This window comes from Burkholderia sp. BCC1985, assembly GCF_905339915.1.
Lineage (GTDB): Bacteria > Pseudomonadota > Gammaproteobacteria > Burkholderiales > Burkholderiaceae > Burkholderia.
The window spans coordinates 118,641-134,831 of sequence record NZ_CAJPGY010000015.1 but is presented as its reverse complement, the minus strand read 5'-3'; the positions used below and the strand labels follow the sequence as shown (position 1 = coordinate 134,831).

Sequence of the window (16,191 nt, the reverse complement as noted above, 5' to 3'; positions counted from 1 at the left end):
ATCGCGCGGCCTCGGGGCCGTTGCGATCCCGCCGTTTGCCGCCTGTGTTTGCCGTGCCTGCTTGCCGCGCTTGATTGCCGATTCCGTTCCGATGACACGAACCCGTTCCTCCGCCCCGTCTTCCTCCGGCCGCCCGGCGCGCCCGTCCGCGCTGCATCTCGCGCCCGATTCGCTGGGCTTCGCGCTCGACGCGGCCGCGCAGGCAGTCGATGCGGTGCGGCGCGGCACCGCGCTGCCGGCGGCACTGGCCGCGGTGTTCGCGCAGATGCCGGCCGGCACGCAGGCGCTCGCGCGCGGCGCGACGCAGGACGTTGCGTATCGGACGATGCGTCGTCTCGGGAGCGCCGATTGGCTGATCGGCCGGCTCGTCAGCAAAGCGCCGCCCGCGCATGTGCATGCGGTGCTCGCCGGCGCATTTGCGCTGTTGCTCGATCCGGAAGAAACGGCTGCATATCCGGCGTTCACGATCGTCGACCAGGCCGTGACTGTAATCGGCGCGCGACGCGAATACGCGTTCGCGAAGGGGCTGGTCAACGCGGTGCTGCGGCGTTTCCTGCGCGAGCGCGACGTGCTCGTCGCGGCGCTGCAGGACGATCCGGTCGCGCGCTGGAATTACCGCACCTGGTGGGTCGACGCGGTGAAGCGCGCATGGCCCGACGCATGGCAGGCGATCCTCGCGGCCGGCGAGCGCCAGGGGCCGCTGACGCTGCGCGTGAACGCGCGCCGCGCGAGCGTCGACGCGTATCTCGACACGCTGCGTGCGAGCGGGATCGACGCGACCGCGATCGGCCGGCACGCGGTGCGGCTCGCGTTGGCGCTGCCGGTCGATCGCATTCCGGGCTTCGCCGATGGCGTCGTGTCGGTGCAGGACGCCGGCGCGCAGCTCGCGGCCGAGTGGCTCGGTGCGCGCGACGGCATGCGCGTGCTCGACGCGTGCGCGGCACCGGGCGGCAAGACCGGGCATATCCTCGAACTGGCCGACGCGGAAGTCGTTGCGCTCGAAAGCGACGCGACGCGCGCGGCGCGTATCGGCGAGAACCTCGCGCGCCTGTCGCTCGCGGCGGACGTGCGCGTCGGCGACGCGGGCGCACCGGACGCGTGGTACGACGGCCGTCCGTTCGACCGCATCCTGGCCGACGTGCCGTGCTCGGCGTCCGGCATCGTGCGCCGTCATCCCGACATCCGCTGGCTGCGCCGCGAAGCCGACATCGCCGCGCTCGTCGCGGAACAGCGCCGCATCCTGAGCGCGTTGTGGCCGCTCGTGAAACCGGGCGGCGAACTGCTCTACGTGACCTGTTCGATCTTCCCCGAGGAAGGTGAATTGCAGGCGCGCTGGTTTGAAGCGGCCTGTGAAGATGCGGTACGATTGGACGCGCCCGGCCAACTGCTGCCGGGCGGCGTGCACGGCGGGGCGGCCGGCGCACGCGACCAGAACACCGATCACGACGGATTCTTCTACGCGCGGTTTCAGAAACGGTGACGATCAAACACCTTTTTCCACTTCGGCTTGCGGCCGTCCTGCTGGTCGCGTTGACGCTGTGCCTGACGGTCGTTCGGCCGGCGCGCGCCGAGTCGATCGCCGTGCAGCGCGCATCGCTGCAGGCTGACGGAAGCGGCTGGAGCCTCGATGCCCGCTTCGATTTCGAGCTGAATCCGAACCTCGAGGATGCCGTCAACAAGGGCATCCCGCTTTACTTCACGACCGATTTCGAACTGGGCCGCGCGCGCTGGTACTGGTTCGACGAGCAGCCGGTGTCGGTGTCGCAGACGATCCGGCTGTCGTTCCAGCCGCTCACGCGCGAGTACCGCGTGTCGACGGGCGGCCTGCAACTCGGCTTCCCGTCGCTGAAGGACGCGCTCGCGGTCGTCCGGCACATCACGTCGTGGCACGTGATCGACCGCAACCAGGTGCGTGCCGGCGAAACCTACACGGCCTCGGTGCGGATGCAGCTCGATACGGCGCTGATGCCGAAACCGTTCCAGGTCGACGCGGTGAACAACCGCGACTGGACGCTCGGGTCGGACTGGAAGCGCTTTACCTTCACGGTGACCGAACGTGCTAAATAAAGTGCGCCGCGCGGCCAGCGGGAAGAGCCTCCTCGTTCGCGTGATCGTCTCGACCGTCGCGATCACCGCACTGCTGCTGCTCGTGCTGCTCGCGGCCGCGAGCGCGAACACCGAATTCTTCGACCGCTACTACTCGTGGCTGTACGCGACGAACATCGTCGTCGCGCTCGTGTTCCTGCTCGTGGTGCTCGGGCTGATCGGGATGATCGTCGTGCGCCTGAGGAAGGGCAAGTTCGGCACGCGGCTGCTCGCGAAGCTCGCGGTGTTCTTCGCGCTCGTCGGCGTGGTGCCGGGCGGGATCATCTACATCGTGTCGTACCAGTTCGTGTCGCGCAGTATCGAGTCGTGGTTCGACGTGAACGTCGAGACCGCGCTGACGGCCGGCCTGAACCTCGGCCGCGGGATGCTCGACGCGTCGCTGTCCGACCTGCAGACGAAGGCGCGGCTGATGTCCGACCAGCTCGCGAGCGTCGATGCGAACACGAACGGCACGACGCTCACGCTCTTGCGCCTGCGCGACCAGTTCGGCGTGCAGGATGCGACGATCGTCGAGCCGAGCCGCGGCGGCTCCGGCGCGGCGCCCGACCTGCACATCGTCGCGCAGGCATCGGGCAATTTCGCCGCGCTGATTCCGGACGACCTGCCGACGCCGCTGATGCTGAGCCAGGCGCGCGAACACGGCGCGTATGCGGCGATCGAGGGCGAGGTCGACGGCGACCCGCGCGCGCACGGCGCGAAGGGCGCGCTGCGGCTGCGTGTCGTGCGGCCGATTCCCGACGCGACGACGTCGCTGCTGCAGCCGGCGGAGCGGTTCCTGCAGCTCACGCAGCCGGTGCCGCCCACGCTCGCGCACAATGCCGACGCGGTGCAGCGCGCGTATCGCGAGTACCAGGAAAAATCGCTCGGCCGCACGGGCTTGCGCAAGATGTACATCGGCACGCTGACGCTCGCGCTGTTCCTCGCGACCTTCATCGCGATGATGCTCGCGCTCGCGCTCGGCCAGCAGCTCGCGCGGCCGCTGTTCCTGCTCGCGCAGGGCACGAAGGAGATCACGGAAGGCGACTACACGCCGAAGCGCGAGATCAAGTCGCGCGACGAGCTCGGCTTCCTCACGCAGTCGTTCAATGCGATGACGCGCCAGCTGTCCGAGGCGCGGCTCGCGGTCGAGAAGAACCGCGTCGCGCTCGAGCATTCGAAGACCTATCTCGAGAGCATCCTCGCGAACCTGACCGCCGGCGTGTTCGTGCTCGATCGCCAGTTCCGGCTGACGACGGCCAACCGCGGCGCCGAGCGCATTTTCCGCCAGCCGTTCGGCGCGATGATCGGCACGGCGCTCGACCGGATCGGCGTCGTCGCGGAATTCGGCGCGATGGTGCGCAAGGCGTTCGCCGATCGCGAAGCGGCGTCCGACGACGGCGGCGGCGACCGCGGCCACTGGCAGCAGCAGTTCGCGATCGAAGTGCCGGGCGAAGCCGATCCGCTGACCTTGCTCGTACGCGGCACGCGCCTCGTATCGACCGTCGAGGGCGAGGCCGACGATCCGCAGACGTCCGGCTACGTCGTCGTGTTCGACGACATCTCCGACGTGATTTCCGCGCAGCGTTCGGTCGCATGGGGCGAGGTCGCGCGGCGGCTCGCGCACGAGATCAAGAACCCGCTGACGCCGATCCAGCTGTCGGCCGAGCGGCTGCAGATGAAGCTGTCCGACAAGCTCGCGCCGCCCGATGCCGACGTGCTCAAGCGCGGCGCGACGATGATCGTCAACCAGGTGGCCGCGATGAAGCGGATGGTCGACGACTTCCGCGAATATGCGCGCACGCCGCCGGCGGTGCTCGCCAACCTGCAGCTGAACGAACTGGCGAGCGAGGTGCTCGGGCTGTATGGTGTCGGCGAAGGCAAGAGCGCGATCGTCGCCGAACTCGCGCCGTCGCTGCCGGTGATCCGCGGCGACGCGACGCAACTGCGCCAGGTGATTCACAACCTGCTGCAGAACGCGCAGGATTCGGTCGCGGAAGTCGCGCATCCGCGTGTGTTGATCGAAACCAAGACAGTAGAATATGGCGACCCCGACGCCGAGGGCAAAACGCGCGTCGCGGTACGTCTTACCGTGTCCGACAACGGGCCCGGTTTTCCGGCACGCATCCTGACCCGTGCGTTCGAGCCTTACGTGACGACGAAGGCGAAGGGCACGGGGCTCGGATTGGCCACGGTCAAGAAAATCGTCGATGAGCACGGCGCGCGGATCGATCTGCGCAATCGCATGCACGGCGAGACCGTCGAGGGTGCGCAGGTGTCGATCCTGTTCCTGCAGATGGCGAGCGATACGCCAGGCGTCGAATCCGGCGCGCAGGGCGGGGCGGCTCCCGCCAAGACAAAAGCAAGTGTGCAGACAAAGGCAGCGTAAATGGCAACCATCCTGGTGGTAGATGATGAAATGGGCATCCGGGAATTGCTCTCGGAGATCCTCAGCGATGAAGGACATGTCGTCGAGGCGGCGGAAAACGCGCAGGCCGCGCGGGAATACCGTCTGAATCAGGCGCCCGATCTCGTGCTGCTCGATATCTGGATGCCCGATACCGACGGCGTCACGCTGCTCAAGGAATGGGCGGCGCAGGGCCTGTTGACGATGCCCGTGATCATGATGTCCGGGCACGCGACGATCGATACCGCCGTCGAGGCGACGAAGATCGGCGCACTCGATTTCCTCGAGAAGCCGATCGCGCTGCAGAAGCTGCTGAAGTCCGTCGAGCACGGTCTCGCGCGCGGCGCGGCACCGGTGTCTGCCAATGCGGCGGCGAAGGCGGGCGGCGGCCAGGCATCGGGCCCGGCGGCGGTCGCGTCCGCGGCCGCGCTGCCGACGCTCGGCGACGACATGGCCGCGGCGCTCGGCCTCGCGGGCCAGACGGCCGCGATTCCGTTCGACATCCCGTTGCGCGAAGCGCGCGATGCGTTCGAACGCGCGTACTTCGAATATCACCTCGCGCGCGAGAACGGCAGCATGACGCGCGTCGCGGAGAAGACGGGCCTCGAGCGCACGCACCTGTATCGCAAGCTCAAGCAGCTCGGCGTCGAGCTCGGCAAGAAGCCGTCGGAAGGGGCCGTATAAGAAATTTCACGAAACCCCTTGTGCGACACAATAAAGCTCGATATACTTTGTTTCTTCGTTGGCCCGGTAGCTCAGTTGGTAGAGCAGCGGATTGAAAATCCGCGTGTCGATGGTTCGATTCCGTCCCAGGCCACCAGCAGTTCCAACCCCAAGAATCGGAAGGTTCTTGGGGTTTTTCGTTTGTGGTGGGTTTGCGCGGCATTGGCGGCGCGCCCGGCAGCATTCGTCGGGGCGTGATAAAATCCGTGCCCGCTCAATGACTTAGCGCATCGCTTCATGCGCACGGCAAGGCTGCCCGCAGGCGCTGCCGTGATGTGCGGCAACGATGCCGCGCGATGGGCGGTATAAGCGCTCCGCCGCGTTCGCGGCCGACCGCGCTGCCTATACTGGTCGAGCCGGCGCAGGCCGGCACGCGTCGGGCCGCCCGGCGGCAGCCGGCCCCGGGGCGCAGCGCGACGCGAGCCTACACATTCACGGAGTATCACGGTGATTCGGACAGACGCTAAAGACGGCGCGCTCGTGTTGTTTTCCGGCGGGCAGGACTCGGCCACGTGCGTGGCCTGGGCCCTCGAACGCTACCAGACGGTCGAGACGCTCGGCTTCGATTACGGCCAGCGCCACCGCGTCGAACTCGAATGTCGCGAAGGCGTGCGCGACGCGCTGAAGCGTCAGTTTCCCGCGTGGGGCGACCGCCTCGGCGACGATCACATGGTCGACCTGTCGGTGCTCGGCGCGATCAGCGATACCGCGATGACCCGCACGATCGAGATCGAGACCGCGGCGAACGGCTTGCCGAACACGTTCGTGCCGGGCCGCAACCTGCTGTTCATGACGATCGCGGCCGCGATCGCCTATCGCCGCGGCTTGCGCGTGCTGGTCGGCGGGATGTGCGAGACCGATTTCTCGGGCTACCCGGACTGCCGCGACGATACGATGAAGGCGCTGCAGGTCGCGCTGAACCTCGGCATGGACACGCGCATGGTGCTCGAGACGCCGCTGATGTGGCTCGACAAGGCGCAGACCTGGCAACTGGCCGAGCAGCTCGGCGGCGAGGCGCTCGTCGAACTGATCCGCGTCGAGACGCATACGTGCTACGTGGGCGAGCGCGCGGAACTGCACGACTGGGGCTTCGGCTGCGGCGAATGCCCGGCCTGCAAGCTGCGCAAGCGCGGCTACGAGGCCTACCTGAAGGGCGAGCGCGTGACCGAAGCACCGCTGTGACGCGGGTGCGCCGGCAGCGCTGGATGGATAACGGATTCTGATCGACAACGAGCGGCGCGAGCCGGACGAAGCACGATGACTTACGCGGTCAAGGAAATTTTCTACACGTTGCAGGGCGAGGGCGCGAACGCGGGCCGTCCGGCCGTGTTCTGCCGGTTCGCCGGCTGCAATCTGTGGTCGGGTCGCGAAGAGGATCGGGCGGATGCCGTGTGCCGCTTCTGCGATACCGACTTCGTCGGCACCGACGGCGAGAACGGCGGCAAGTTCAAGGACGCCGACGCGCTCGTCGCGACGATCGCCGGCCTGTGGCCGGACGGCGAGGCGCACCGCTTCGTCGTCTGCACGGGCGGCGAGCCGATGCTGCAGCTCGACCAGCCGCTCGTCGACGCGCTGCACGCGGCGGGCTTCGAGATCGCGATCGAGACCAACGGCTCGCTGCCGGTGCTCGAGACGATCGACTGGATCTGCGTGAGCCCGAAGGCCGACGCGCCGCTCGTCGTCACGAAGGGCAACGAACTGAAGGTCGTGATCCCGCAGGACAACCAGCGGCTGGCCGATTACGCGAAGCTCGATTTCGAGTATTTTCTCGTGCAGCCGATGGACGGCCCGTCGCGCGACCTCAATACGAAGCTCGCGATCGACTGGTGCAAGCGGCATCCGCAGTGGCGGCTGTCGATGCAGACCCACAAATATCTGAACATTCCCTGAGCCACGGCTTTTGACATCGTGCTGATTACCCGAAAACTCGAATTCGACGCGGGCCACCGCATTCCCGATCACCGCAGCCAGTGCCGCAACCTGCACGGCCATCGCTACGTGCTCGAAGTCACGCTGCGCGGCGATCTCGTCGATACCGAGGGGGCGCCCGATCGCGGCATGGTGATGGACTTCGCCGACGTGAAGGCGCTCGCGGTCGAGCACCTCGTCAACAAGTGGGATCACGCGTTCCTGGTCTACGCGCGCGACGAAGTCGTGCGCTCGTTCCTCGAGCAGATGGCCGACCACAAGACCGTCGTGCTCGACCGGATCCCGACCGTCGAGAACCTCGCGGCGATCGCGTTCGACATCCTCGCGAACGTGTACGACGCGCACTACGGCGTGAACCTGCGCCTGGAGCGCGTGCGCCTGTACGAAACGCCGAACTGCTGGGCCGACGTCGAGCGCCAGCCCGGCCGCTGATCCTGCCTTCCCGGCAGCCCCGCCGGCCGGCGCGGGCTGCCTGCCGCCGCGCCGCGCGGCCCCGCCCGGCGCCGTTCCCCGCCTGTTCCCACATTCCGCGTAACGCCGCGCTATGATCGTTGCGTGGCACCGGAAAACGCATCCGTGCGACATCGCGCGGCCCGCGCTGTCAGATCGGCTGCTCACGACCGACTGACGTTCCAGGGCCCGGTCCGGCGCCGCCGGGCATCGCGGCCCGGCGTATCGCGCCCGCTTCGCCCGTTGCTTGTCCCGTTCGATTGCCGTTCCGTCCAGGAGCCCGTATCGATGAGCACGCTCACCAATTCCCTCAAACAACGCCTGCACGACGGCGACGAGCCGCTGTACGGCCTGTGGCTGTCGCTCGGCTGCGATTCGGCCGCGGAAGCGCTCGCCCACGCCGGCTACGACTGGCTCTGCATCGACATGGAGCATGCGCCGAACGACAGCCGCGACGTCGCGTCGCAACTGCGCGCGCTGGCCGCCGCGCACCTGCCGAGCGAGCCCGTCGTGCGTGTGCCGGGGCGCGAGCCGTGGCTCGTGAAGCGCGCGCTCGACGCCGGCGCGCGCACGCTGATGTTCCCGTGCATCGAGACGCCCGACGAGGCCGCGCACGCGGTGCGGCTCACGCGCTTCCCGTCGCCGGATTCCCCCGACGGGCTGCGTGGCGTGGCCTGCATGGTGCGTGCGGCGGCGTTCGGCATGCGCCGCGATTACCTGCAGACGGCGAACGCGCAGGTCGCGGTGATCGTGCAGATCGAATCGGCGCGCGGCATCGACGAAGTCGAGCGGATCGCCGCGACGCCGGGCGTCGACTGCCTGTTCGTCGGCCCGGCCGATCTGGCGGCGAGCCTCGGGCACCTCGGCGACAGCCGCCATCCGGACGTCGAAACCGCGATCGCGCGCGTGCTCGCGGCCGGCAAGCAGGCCGGCGTCGCGGTCGGCATCTTTGCGAGCGATACCGCAACCGCGCGCCAGTATCGCGAGGCCGGCTTCCGGATGATCACGCTGTCGGCCGACGTGAGCTGGCTGCTGCGCGCGACGCGCCAGGCATTGCAGGAGGTGCGGTCATGAACGATGGCGACGGCGCGGGGCACGAAGGTGTGCGGCTTGCGGCCGGCGTACGCGGGCGGATCGGCGCGCTGCTCGGGCTGTGGGCCGTATGCGTCGCGGCGGTTGCGCAGAATGCGCCGCACGCGAAGCCGGACCCGGCGCGCGAGACGCAATCCGCGGTGGCCGACTACAACGCGGGCGACTATCGCGCGGCGCTGGTGCAGTTCCACGACGCGGCCGAACGCGGCGACCGGCTCGCGCAGTTCAACTACGCGATGATGCTGCTCACGGGTGTCGGCGTGACCGCGAACGTCGACGAAGGGCTGCGCTGGCTGAAGCGGGCGGCCGACGCGAACATGTCGCATGCGCAGTACGTGTACGGGCGCATGTTCGACGACGGCGAGTTCGTTGCGCGCAACCCGGCCGAAGCGCACCGCTGGTTCCTGCGCGCGGCGAAGCAGGGGCACGTGCAGGCCGAGCTGTCGCTCGCGAACCAGTTCCTCGACGGGCGCGGCACGCCGCGCGACAACCGGCGGGCGTTCGAGTGGTACAAGCAGGCGGCCGACGCGGGCGAGCCGACCGCGCAGTACGTGACCGCGTCGTTCTACGAGCGCGGTGGCGACGGCGTCACGCAGAACCTGAACATCGCGCGCGCGTATTACGCGGCCGCGGCCGCGCAGGGCGACGAGACGGCCGGGCTGAAATTCAAGGAACTGAGCGCGCGGCTGAGAGCGCAGGAGCCCGCTTCGGGCGCCGGTACGGATCATGGGAGCCCGCGCGCGACGCCACCGCAGTGAGCAGGCAGCGCGGGCGCCATGCGATACGCGCAGAACGAAAAAACGGCGCCGAGGCGCCGTTTTTCATTACTTGCGACCGCGTGCCGTGTCGTGCCGCGCCGTCAACTCTTCATCAGCCGCCGCTGTCGCCCGACGCTCATGATCATGCCGATCGCGACACCGAGCGTCGCGAGTGCGGTGCCGCCGTAACTCATGAACGGCAACGGCACGCCGACGACGGGCAGCACGCCGCTCACCATCCCGATGTTGACGAACGCGTAGACGAAGAACGCGAGTGTGAGCGAGCCCGCGAGCAGCCGGCCGAACAGCGTCGCGCCCTGCGCGGCGATATAGAGCCCGCGTGCGATCAGCGCCATGTACAGCGTCAGCAGCACGAGGCCGCCGGCGAGCCCCCATTCTTCCGAGAACACCGCGAAGATGAAGTCGGTGTGCTTCTCCGGAATGAATTCGAGGTGGGCCTGGGTGCCCTTCAGGTAGCCCTTGCCGAGCGCGCCGCCCGAGCCGATCGCGATCACGGCCTGGATCGTGTGGAAGCCCTTGCCGAGCGGGTCGGAGGTCGGGTCGAGCAGCGTGCACACGCGGTGCTTCTGGTAGTCGTGCATCAGCGGCCACTGCACTTCGGGCTGGCAGATGCGCTCTTCGAACACGGCGATCGAGCCGACCGCGATCACGCCCGCGACGAGCACCGGCACGATCAGCTTGAACGACAGGCCCGCGAGGTAGATCACGAAGAAGCCGGCCGCGAACACGAGCAGGCCCGTGCCGAGGTCGGGCTGCTTCGCGATCAGGCCGACCGGCACCAGCAGGATCGCGAACGCGGCGATGAAGTCGTACCAGCGCAGCCCGCCTTCGCGGCGCTGGTAGTACCACGCGAGCATCAGCGGTGTCGCGATCTTGAGGATTTCCGACGGCTGGATCACGACGCCGACGTTCAGCCAGCGCTTCGCGCCCTTCTTGGTCATCCCGAACAGCGCGACGGCGACCAGCAGCGTGACCCCGAACGTATAGAGCGGGACCGCGAAGCGCATCAGTGTCGTCGGCGGGATGTTGGCGATCACCCACATCAGCACGAACGTCAGCAGGATGTTGCGCAGCTGATCCTCGACGCGGCCCGGCATGTCGATCGACGCGCTGTACAGCGTGACGATGCCGACGCACAGCAGCAGGAACACGATGAGGGCGAGCGGGCGGTCGAAGCCCGCGAACATCTGCTTGATCTTGTCGAGCCAGGCGCGCTTGTCGAATTGCATGCCTTTCTCCGTTAATGAGCGGTGGCGGCGTTCACCGCTTTCGCGGAGGCCGTGACACGGAAGTTGTCGTCGCGCGGCGCGGCGGCGAGCGGCTGCGCGTCGCTGGCGGGCCGGCGCGGCCGGTGCGGGCGCCGGATCGGCGGCAGGCTCGCGGCCCTCGGCGCCGCGGCGCTCGCGTCGGCGGGCTGCGCCGCGCTTGCCGCGGCCGCACCCGACGCATCGGGCGCCGACGCGGCCGATGCCGCATCCGCCGCGCTGGCCGCGGCCGGCACGACAGGCGGCGGCAGCGCCTTGAAGCCGGCCGCGACGGACACGGCCTTCGAGGCATCGCCGATCACCGGTGCGCTGATCGGCTCGGTCGCCGACGCGGCGGCGGCGACGGCAGCCGCCTCGTTCTCCGGTTTCTGGCGCTCGACGAGGTAGAAGTCGAGCACGCGGCGCGCGATCGGGCCCGCGGCCTGCGCGCCCCAGCCGCCGTTCTCGACGACCAGCGCGAGCGCGATCTGCGGATGGTCGACCGGCGCGTACGCGATGAACAGCGCGTGGTCGCGCAGGTGCTCGGCGAGCAGGTGGCCCTTGTAGTTCGAGCCCTGCAGCGAGAACACCTGCGCGGTACCGGTCTTGCCGGCCGCGAGGTACGACGCGCCGCGGAACACCTTGTACGCGGTGCCGGACGGATTCTCGATCACGTTCTCCATCCCGCGCTTCACGACATCGATGTCGGCCTGCTTGAGCGGGATCGTTTCGCTTTCCTTCGGCACGGTCAGGTGGCGCCCGCGCGTGATCGGATCCTCGACTTCCTTCACGAGGTGGGGCTTCATCACGACGCCGTTGTTCGCGAGCGTCGCGGTGGCATGCGCGAGCTGCAGGATCGTGTACGAGTTGTAGCCCTGGCCGATCCCGAGGCTGATCGTCTCGCCGTCGAACCACTTCTGCTGCGCGGCCTTCTTGAACGCCTTCTTCTTCCAGTCGGTCGACGGCAGGATCCCGCGCGCCTCGCCCTGGATGTCGATGCCGGTGATCTGGCCGAAGCCGAACGGCTTCATGAAGTTCGCGATCGCGTTCACGCCGAGGTCGCGCGCGAGCATGTAGAAGTAGGTGTCGTTCGACACCATGATCGCCTTGTTCATGTCGACCCAACCCTGGCCCGAGCGCACGTCGTTGCGGAACGTGTGCCCGCCGAACGTGAAGTAGCCGGGATCCTGGAAGCCCCAGCCCGGCGTGCGCTTGCCGAGCGTCAGGCCGGCCAGCGCCATGAACGGCTTGTACGTCGAGCCGGGCGGGTAGGTGCCGTGCAGCGGGCGGTTCAGGAGCGGCTTGTCGGGCGAGTTGTTCAGTTCGTCCCAGGTCTGCTGGTCGATGCCGTCGACGAACGAGTTCGGGTCGAAGCTCGGCGACGACACGAACGCGAGCACGTCGCCCGTCTTCGGCTCGATCGCGACGAGCGCGCCGCGCTTGCCGGCGAACGCCTGCTCGGCGACCTGCTGCAGCGCGATGTCGAGCGACAGCACGAGGTTGTTGCCGGGCGTCGCCTGCGTGCGCGACAGCGTGCGCACGGGCCGGCCGCCGGCCGTCACCTCGACTTCCTCGAAGCCCGTGAGGCCGTGCAGCTCGGTTTCGTAGCTCTGCTCGACGCCGATCTTGCCGATGTAGTCGGTGCCCTTGTAGTTGTTCGCGTCGCGACGCGGATCGTAGTGTTCCTGGTCGCTGTCGTTGTCGTCGCTCATCGCGTCGATGCGATCCTGGTCGCGCTTCGAGATCCGGCCGATGTAGCCGATCACGTGCGCGGCCGTCATGCCGAGCGGGTACTGGCGGAACAGCCGCGCGCGCACGTCGACGCCGGGAAAGCGGAAGCGCTGCGCGGTGAAGCGCGCGACTTCCGCGTCGGTGAGGCGCGTGCGGATCGGCAGGCTCTCGAAGTTCTTCGAGTCTTCCTGCAGCTTCTTGAAGCGGCGGCGGTCGCGCGCGTCGATCGGGATGATCTCGGACAGCTTGTCGATTGTGTTGTCGAGCGTGTCGTCGAGCTTCGACGGCGTGATCTCGAGCGTGTAGGCCGAATAGTTCTTCGCGAGGACCACGCCGTTGCGGTCGGTGATGATCCCGCGGTTCGGCACGATCGGTGCGACCGAGATGCGGTTTTCCTCGGCCTGCAGCGCGTATTTGCCGTGCTGCATCAGCTGCAGGTAGAAGAAGCGGCTCGCGAGCAGCCCGAAGCAGACGAACACGAACACGCCCGCCGCCGCGACGCGCAGGCGGAACTTCGAGAGCTGCTGTTGGGTGTCGTTGAATTCGGTCATGCGGTTACGATCGATCTGGCCCGTGCGCGGCGAGCGCGCGCGGGCAAGGAGCCGCCCCGGAGCGCGGCGCGCGGGCGTGGGGGCGGCGGGTATTCAAGGTCGGTCCGGCTCAGATGGGGCGCGTATCGTCCGGGTCGACCGGGCGGCGTTGCGGCATCAGCAGCAGGTGGCTCGCGATCGGCCACAGCGCGGCCTCGGCGAAGCCGTCCACCAGATAGCGCCAGCCGGGAAACGCGGCGCCCATCACGAGGCGGATCACGAACGGCACCAGCTGCGCGACGACGAGCAGCGGCGTGACGTACAGCACCTGCACGCCGATCGGCATCCACAGCACGCGGCGGTGGATCGTGATCGCGCCGTACGACAGCAGCGTATAGGCGAGCGCATGCTCGCCGAGCAGCCCCGCGTCATGCACGTCCATCAGGATGCCGAGCGCGAACGCGACGCCCATTCCGACCTTGCGCGGCTGGTGGATGTTCCAGAACAGCAGCACGAGCGCGACGAAGTCGGGCACGCCGGGCAGGCGGCCCCACGGCATCAGGTTCAGCAGGAACGCGGCGGCGAGGCTGAAGACGATGAAGTACGGGTTGACCGGCTGCAGGATGTATTGCGGGCGGTTCATCGCTGGGCTCCTGGTTGCCCGGCCGCGGGCTTCGCGGGCGCGGCGGCCGGCTTGGCCGGAGCGGCGGGGGCGGCGGGGGCGGCAGGTGCAGCCGCCGCCGGTTTCGCGCCGGGTGCGGCCGCGGCGGCCGGCTTCGCGTTCGCGTCGGCCTTGTCGCTCTTCGCGGCGGCCTTGGCGCCCTTCTTGCCCTTCGCGTTCTTGTCGGCCGGCTCGGGCTCGGCCGGGCGCGGCGGGACATCGTTCTGGTAATGCAGCACGAGCATCTGGCGCGCGCCGCGCACGGCGGCGACCGGCGCGCAGGTCACGCGCGCGAACGCGGTATCGGCGAGCTTGTCGACCTTCGCGACCTTCGCGACCGGCAGGCCCGGCGGATAGACGCCATCGAGGCCGCTCGTGACGAGTTCGTCGCCCGCGACGAGGTCCGAGCTCGTCGGCACGAAGCGCAGGTCGAGCGAATCGCCCTTCGGCGTGCCGTAGATCACGCTGCGCAGGCCGGTGCGCAGCACCTGCACGGGAATCGCGAGATCGCGGTCGGTGATCAGCGTGACTTCGGCCTGCAGCGGGAACACGCGCGTGACCTGGCCGATCACGCCGTCCTCGCTGACGACCGGCGCACCGTTCTGGATGCCCTGCTGCGAACCCTGCCCGATCACGATCTTCTGCGTGAACGGGTCGCTGGTGTCGTACTGGATCTCGACCGGCGTCGAATGCGTCGCGATGTGCTGGCGCAGCTCGAGCACCGCGCGCAGATGCGTGTTCTCCTGCGCGAGCACCGCGGCCTGGTTGGCCTGCGTGGACAGCTGCAGGTTGCGCTTGCGCAGCGCGTCGTTCTCGTGGCGCAGCGACGCACCGGTGACGGCGATGTCGGCCGCGCCCATGAACAGGTCGCGCGGCACGAGCGCCGCGCGCTGCAGCGGGTACAGCACGGTGCCGAGCACGCCGCGGACGATTTCGAGCGTGCTGAAGCGCGCGTCCGATACGAGAAGCGCGATGGCGAGGGCGACGAAGAAGATGAGCCGCGCGAGTGCGGGCGGACCTTGCTTGAAGAGGGGCGGCGGACTGTATTCCATGGTCGGCGCCGGGCGCGTGGCGATCGGTTAAATAATGCTCAGACGCGCGAACGGCGTGGCGGTTCGTTCTGAACGAGCGATCCGGCCACGCCGCGGGTGCGCCATATCAAACGGGACTGCTTAGGCGATCACTCGTACGAGAAGATGCTGCCCAGCTTGTCCATGCGTTCGAGCGCCATGCCCGAACCGCGTACGACGCAGGTGAGCGGATCTTCGGCGACGAGCACCGGCAGGCCGGTTTCTTCCGCGAGCAGGCGGTCGAGGTCGCGCAGCAGTGCGCCGCCGCCCGTCAGCATCATCCCGCGCTCGGCGATGTCGGCGCCGAGTTCCGGCGGCGTCTGCTCGAGGGCGATCTTCACCGACGACACGATCTGGTTCAGCGGATCGGTCAGCGCTTCGAGGATTTCGTTGCTGGAGATCGTGAAGCTGCGCGGAATGCCTTCCGACAGGTTGCGGCCCTTCACTTCCATTTCCTTGACTTCGGAGCCCGGGAACGCGGAGCCGATTTCCTTCTTGATCGCCTCGGCGGTTTGTTCGCCGATCAGCATCCCGTAGTTGCGGCGGATGTAGTTGACGATCGCCTCGTCGAACTTGTCGCCGCCGACGCGCACCGAGCCTTTGTAGACGATGCCGCCGAGCGAGATCACGCCGACTTCCGTGGTGCCGCCGCCGATGTCGACGACCATCGAGCCGGTGGCTTCCGACACCGGCAGGCCGGCGCCGATCGCGGCCGCCATCGGCTCCTCAATCAGGTAGACCTGCGATGCGCCGGCGCCGTGCGCGGCTTCCTTGATCGCGCGGCGCTCGACCTGGGTCGAGCCGCACGGCACGCAGATGATGATGCGCGGCGACGGCGAGAACATGCGCGACTCGTGCGCCGTCTTGATGAACTGCTTGATCATCTGCTCGGTGACGGTGAAGTCGGCGATCACGCCGTCCTTCATCGGGCGGATCGCCTCGATGTTGCCCGGCACCTTGCCGAGCATCTGCTTGGCTTCCTTGCCGACTGCCTGGATCGTCTTCTTGCCGTTGGGGCCGCCTTCCTGGCGGATCGACACGACCGACGGCTCATCGAGCACGATGCCCTTGCCGCGCATGTAGATCAGGGTGTTTGCGGTGCCGAGGTCGATCGCCAGATCGTTGGAGAAGTAGCTGCGCAAAAAACCGAACATTCAGAATCCTGTTTCGCTCTGGGCCGGCCCTGCATAGCGAACGCTGAGGGCGGGCAGCGGAAAAAATAACAGCCTCGGGAAGCGTGGCGGAAGCGGCCGCCGCGGCGCACGAAGCTGCGAGTGATGTCTACCGGGAATCGCACGAAGCACGCACGGCTTGCCGAAGCGGGGCGAAACGGTGCGGGAAAAGGCTGCCGGGTTTGGGTCGAACGCGTAATGATACCTTATAATTTCGCGGTATTTGAATCGAAACGGACGGTATTTTTGCCGCTTCGGCCCTGATTTTTGAGGGTGGGATCGTACCCTCCAACCCCCCGCCGCAGCGCGGTTTTCAATGCG

The 16,191-nt window shown here is 68.1% G+C and carries 14 protein-coding genes and 1 tRNA gene; 10 read left to right on the top strand and 5 right to left on the bottom strand.

What is annotated here, in order from left to right; all coding sequences use genetic code 11:
• Positions 1-91: 91 nt before the first annotated feature.
• From rsmB to U4Z31_RS17610, 10 genes are all read left to right on the top strand, one after another.
• Positions 92-1,480, top strand: coding sequence for a 16S rRNA (cytosine(967)-C(5))-methyltransferase RsmB (rsmB, locus tag U4Z31_RS17655; protein ID WP_321810955.1), 1,389 nt, complete (start codon positions 92-94; stop codon positions 1,478-1,480).
• Positions 1,477-2,067: a DUF4390 domain-containing protein gene (locus tag U4Z31_RS17650; RefSeq protein ID WP_044847362.1), complete on the top strand. Its 591-nt coding sequence runs from the start codon at positions 1,477-1,479 to the stop codon at positions 2,065-2,067. Before rsmB ends, U4Z31_RS17650 begins: the two co-directional genes overlap by 4 nt.
• The gene (esaS, locus tag U4Z31_RS17645) at positions 2,057-4,471 is read left to right on the top strand and encodes a sensor histidine kinase EsaS (RefSeq protein ID WP_044847353.1); all 2,415 of its coding nucleotides are present in this window, start codon (positions 2,057-2,059) and stop codon (positions 4,469-4,471) included. The genes U4Z31_RS17650 and esaS overlap by 11 nt, the downstream gene beginning before the upstream one ends.
• Positions 4,472-5,173 carry a response regulator transcription factor EsaR gene (esaR, locus tag U4Z31_RS17640; RefSeq protein ID WP_044847354.1) on the top strand — a complete coding sequence of 234 codons (702 nt, stop codon included), beginning with the start codon at positions 4,472-4,474 and terminating at the stop codon, positions 5,171-5,173.
• Between the two features lie 60 nt (positions 5,174-5,233).
• Positions 5,234-5,309: transfer RNA gene (locus U4Z31_RS17635), tRNA-Phe, on the top strand.
• Between the two features lie 350 nt (positions 5,310-5,659).
• Complete coding sequence (gene queC, locus U4Z31_RS17630) at positions 5,660-6,394, top strand: 7-cyano-7-deazaguanine synthase QueC (RefSeq protein ID WP_321802712.1); 735 nt, start codon at positions 5,660-5,662, stop codon at positions 6,392-6,394.
• Positions 6,395-6,469: 75 nt separating this feature from the next.
• Entirely contained in the window at positions 6,470-7,102 is a 633-nt protein-coding gene (gene queE, locus U4Z31_RS17625; RefSeq protein WP_044847356.1) for a 7-carboxy-7-deazaguanine synthase, read from the top strand.
• A gap of 18 nt (positions 7,103-7,120) precedes the next feature.
• Positions 7,121-7,573 (top strand): 6-carboxytetrahydropterin synthase QueD, encoded by a 453-nt coding sequence (gene queD / locus U4Z31_RS17620; protein ID WP_044847357.1) that lies wholly within the window; start codon positions 7,121-7,123, stop codon positions 7,571-7,573.
• Between the two features lie 306 nt (positions 7,574-7,879).
• Positions 7,880-8,665, top strand: a complete 786-nt coding sequence (locus U4Z31_RS17615) for an HpcH/HpaI aldolase/citrate lyase family protein (RefSeq protein ID WP_321810954.1) — start codon at positions 7,880-7,882, stop codon at positions 8,663-8,665.
• Positions 8,662-9,441, top strand: coding sequence for a tetratricopeptide repeat protein (locus tag U4Z31_RS17610; protein ID WP_321810953.1), 780 nt, complete (start codon positions 8,662-8,664; stop codon positions 9,439-9,441). Before U4Z31_RS17615 ends, U4Z31_RS17610 begins: the two co-directional genes overlap by 4 nt.
• A gap of 101 nt (positions 9,442-9,542) precedes the next feature.
• Here U4Z31_RS17610 and rodA read toward each other — a convergent pair whose 3' ends face one another.
• The 5 genes from rodA to U4Z31_RS17585 all read right to left on the bottom strand — a co-directional run bounded on the left by rodA (position 9,543) and on the right by U4Z31_RS17585 (position 15,852).
• On the bottom strand, positions 9,543-10,691 hold the full coding sequence (gene rodA, locus U4Z31_RS17605) for a rod shape-determining protein RodA (protein WP_044847360.1): 1,149 nt from the start codon (positions 10,689-10,691) through the stop codon (positions 9,543-9,545).
• Positions 10,692-10,702: 11 nt separating this feature from the next.
• Positions 10,703-12,988: a penicillin-binding protein 2 gene (gene mrdA / locus U4Z31_RS17600; protein WP_321810952.1), complete on the bottom strand. Its 2,286-nt coding sequence runs from the start codon at positions 12,986-12,988 to the stop codon at positions 10,703-10,705.
• A 109-nt stretch (positions 12,989-13,097) separates the two neighbouring features.
• Positions 13,098-13,610 (bottom strand): rod shape-determining protein MreD, encoded by a 513-nt coding sequence (gene mreD / locus U4Z31_RS17595; protein ID WP_321810951.1) that lies wholly within the window; start codon positions 13,608-13,610, stop codon positions 13,098-13,100.
• Complete coding sequence (mreC, locus tag U4Z31_RS17590) at positions 13,607-14,680, bottom strand: rod shape-determining protein MreC (RefSeq protein ID WP_321810950.1); 1,074 nt, start codon at positions 14,678-14,680, stop codon at positions 13,607-13,609. Before mreC ends, mreD begins: the two co-directional genes overlap by 4 nt.
• Positions 14,681-14,808: 128 nt before the next feature.
• A complete protein-coding gene (locus tag U4Z31_RS17585) occupies positions 14,809-15,852 on the bottom strand; it encodes a rod shape-determining protein (protein ID WP_004189550.1) in 1,044 nt (347 codons plus the stop codon).
• Positions 15,853-16,191: the final 339 nt, after the last annotated feature.

Bases quoted from the DNA above. Each gene is read 5' to 3' on its own strand.
- rsmB (WP_321810955.1), top strand. From the start codon at position 92: ATGACACGAACCCGTTCCTCCGCCCCGTCTTCCTCCGGCCGCCCGGCG.
- esaR (WP_044847354.1), top strand. From the start codon at position 4,472: ATGGCAACCATCCTGGTGGTAGATGATGAAATGGGCATCCGGGAATTG.
- queE (WP_044847356.1), top strand. From the start codon at position 6,470: ATGACTTACGCGGTCAAGGAAATTTTCTACACGTTGCAGGGCGAGGGC.
- U4Z31_RS17615 (WP_321810954.1), top strand. From the start codon at position 7,880: ATGAGCACGCTCACCAATTCCCTCAAACAACGCCTGCACGACGGCGAC.
- U4Z31_RS17610 (WP_321810953.1), top strand. From the start codon at position 8,662: ATGAACGATGGCGACGGCGCGGGGCACGAAGGTGTGCGGCTTGCGGCC.
- rodA (WP_044847360.1), bottom strand. From the start codon at position 10,691: ATGCAATTCGACAAGCGCGCCTGGCTCGACAAGATCAAGCAGATGTTC.
- mrdA (WP_321810952.1), bottom strand. From the start codon at position 12,988: ATGACCGAATTCAACGACACCCAACAGCAGCTCTCGAAGTTCCGCCTG.
- mreD (WP_321810951.1), bottom strand. From the start codon at position 13,610: ATGAACCGCCCGCAATACATCCTGCAGCCGGTCAACCCGTACTTCATC.
- mreC (WP_321810950.1), bottom strand. From the start codon at position 14,680: ATGGAATACAGTCCGCCGCCCCTCTTCAAGCAAGGTCCGCCCGCACTC.
- U4Z31_RS17585 (WP_004189550.1), bottom strand. From the start codon at position 15,852: ATGTTCGGTTTTTTGCGCAGCTACTTCTCCAACGATCTGGCGATCGAC.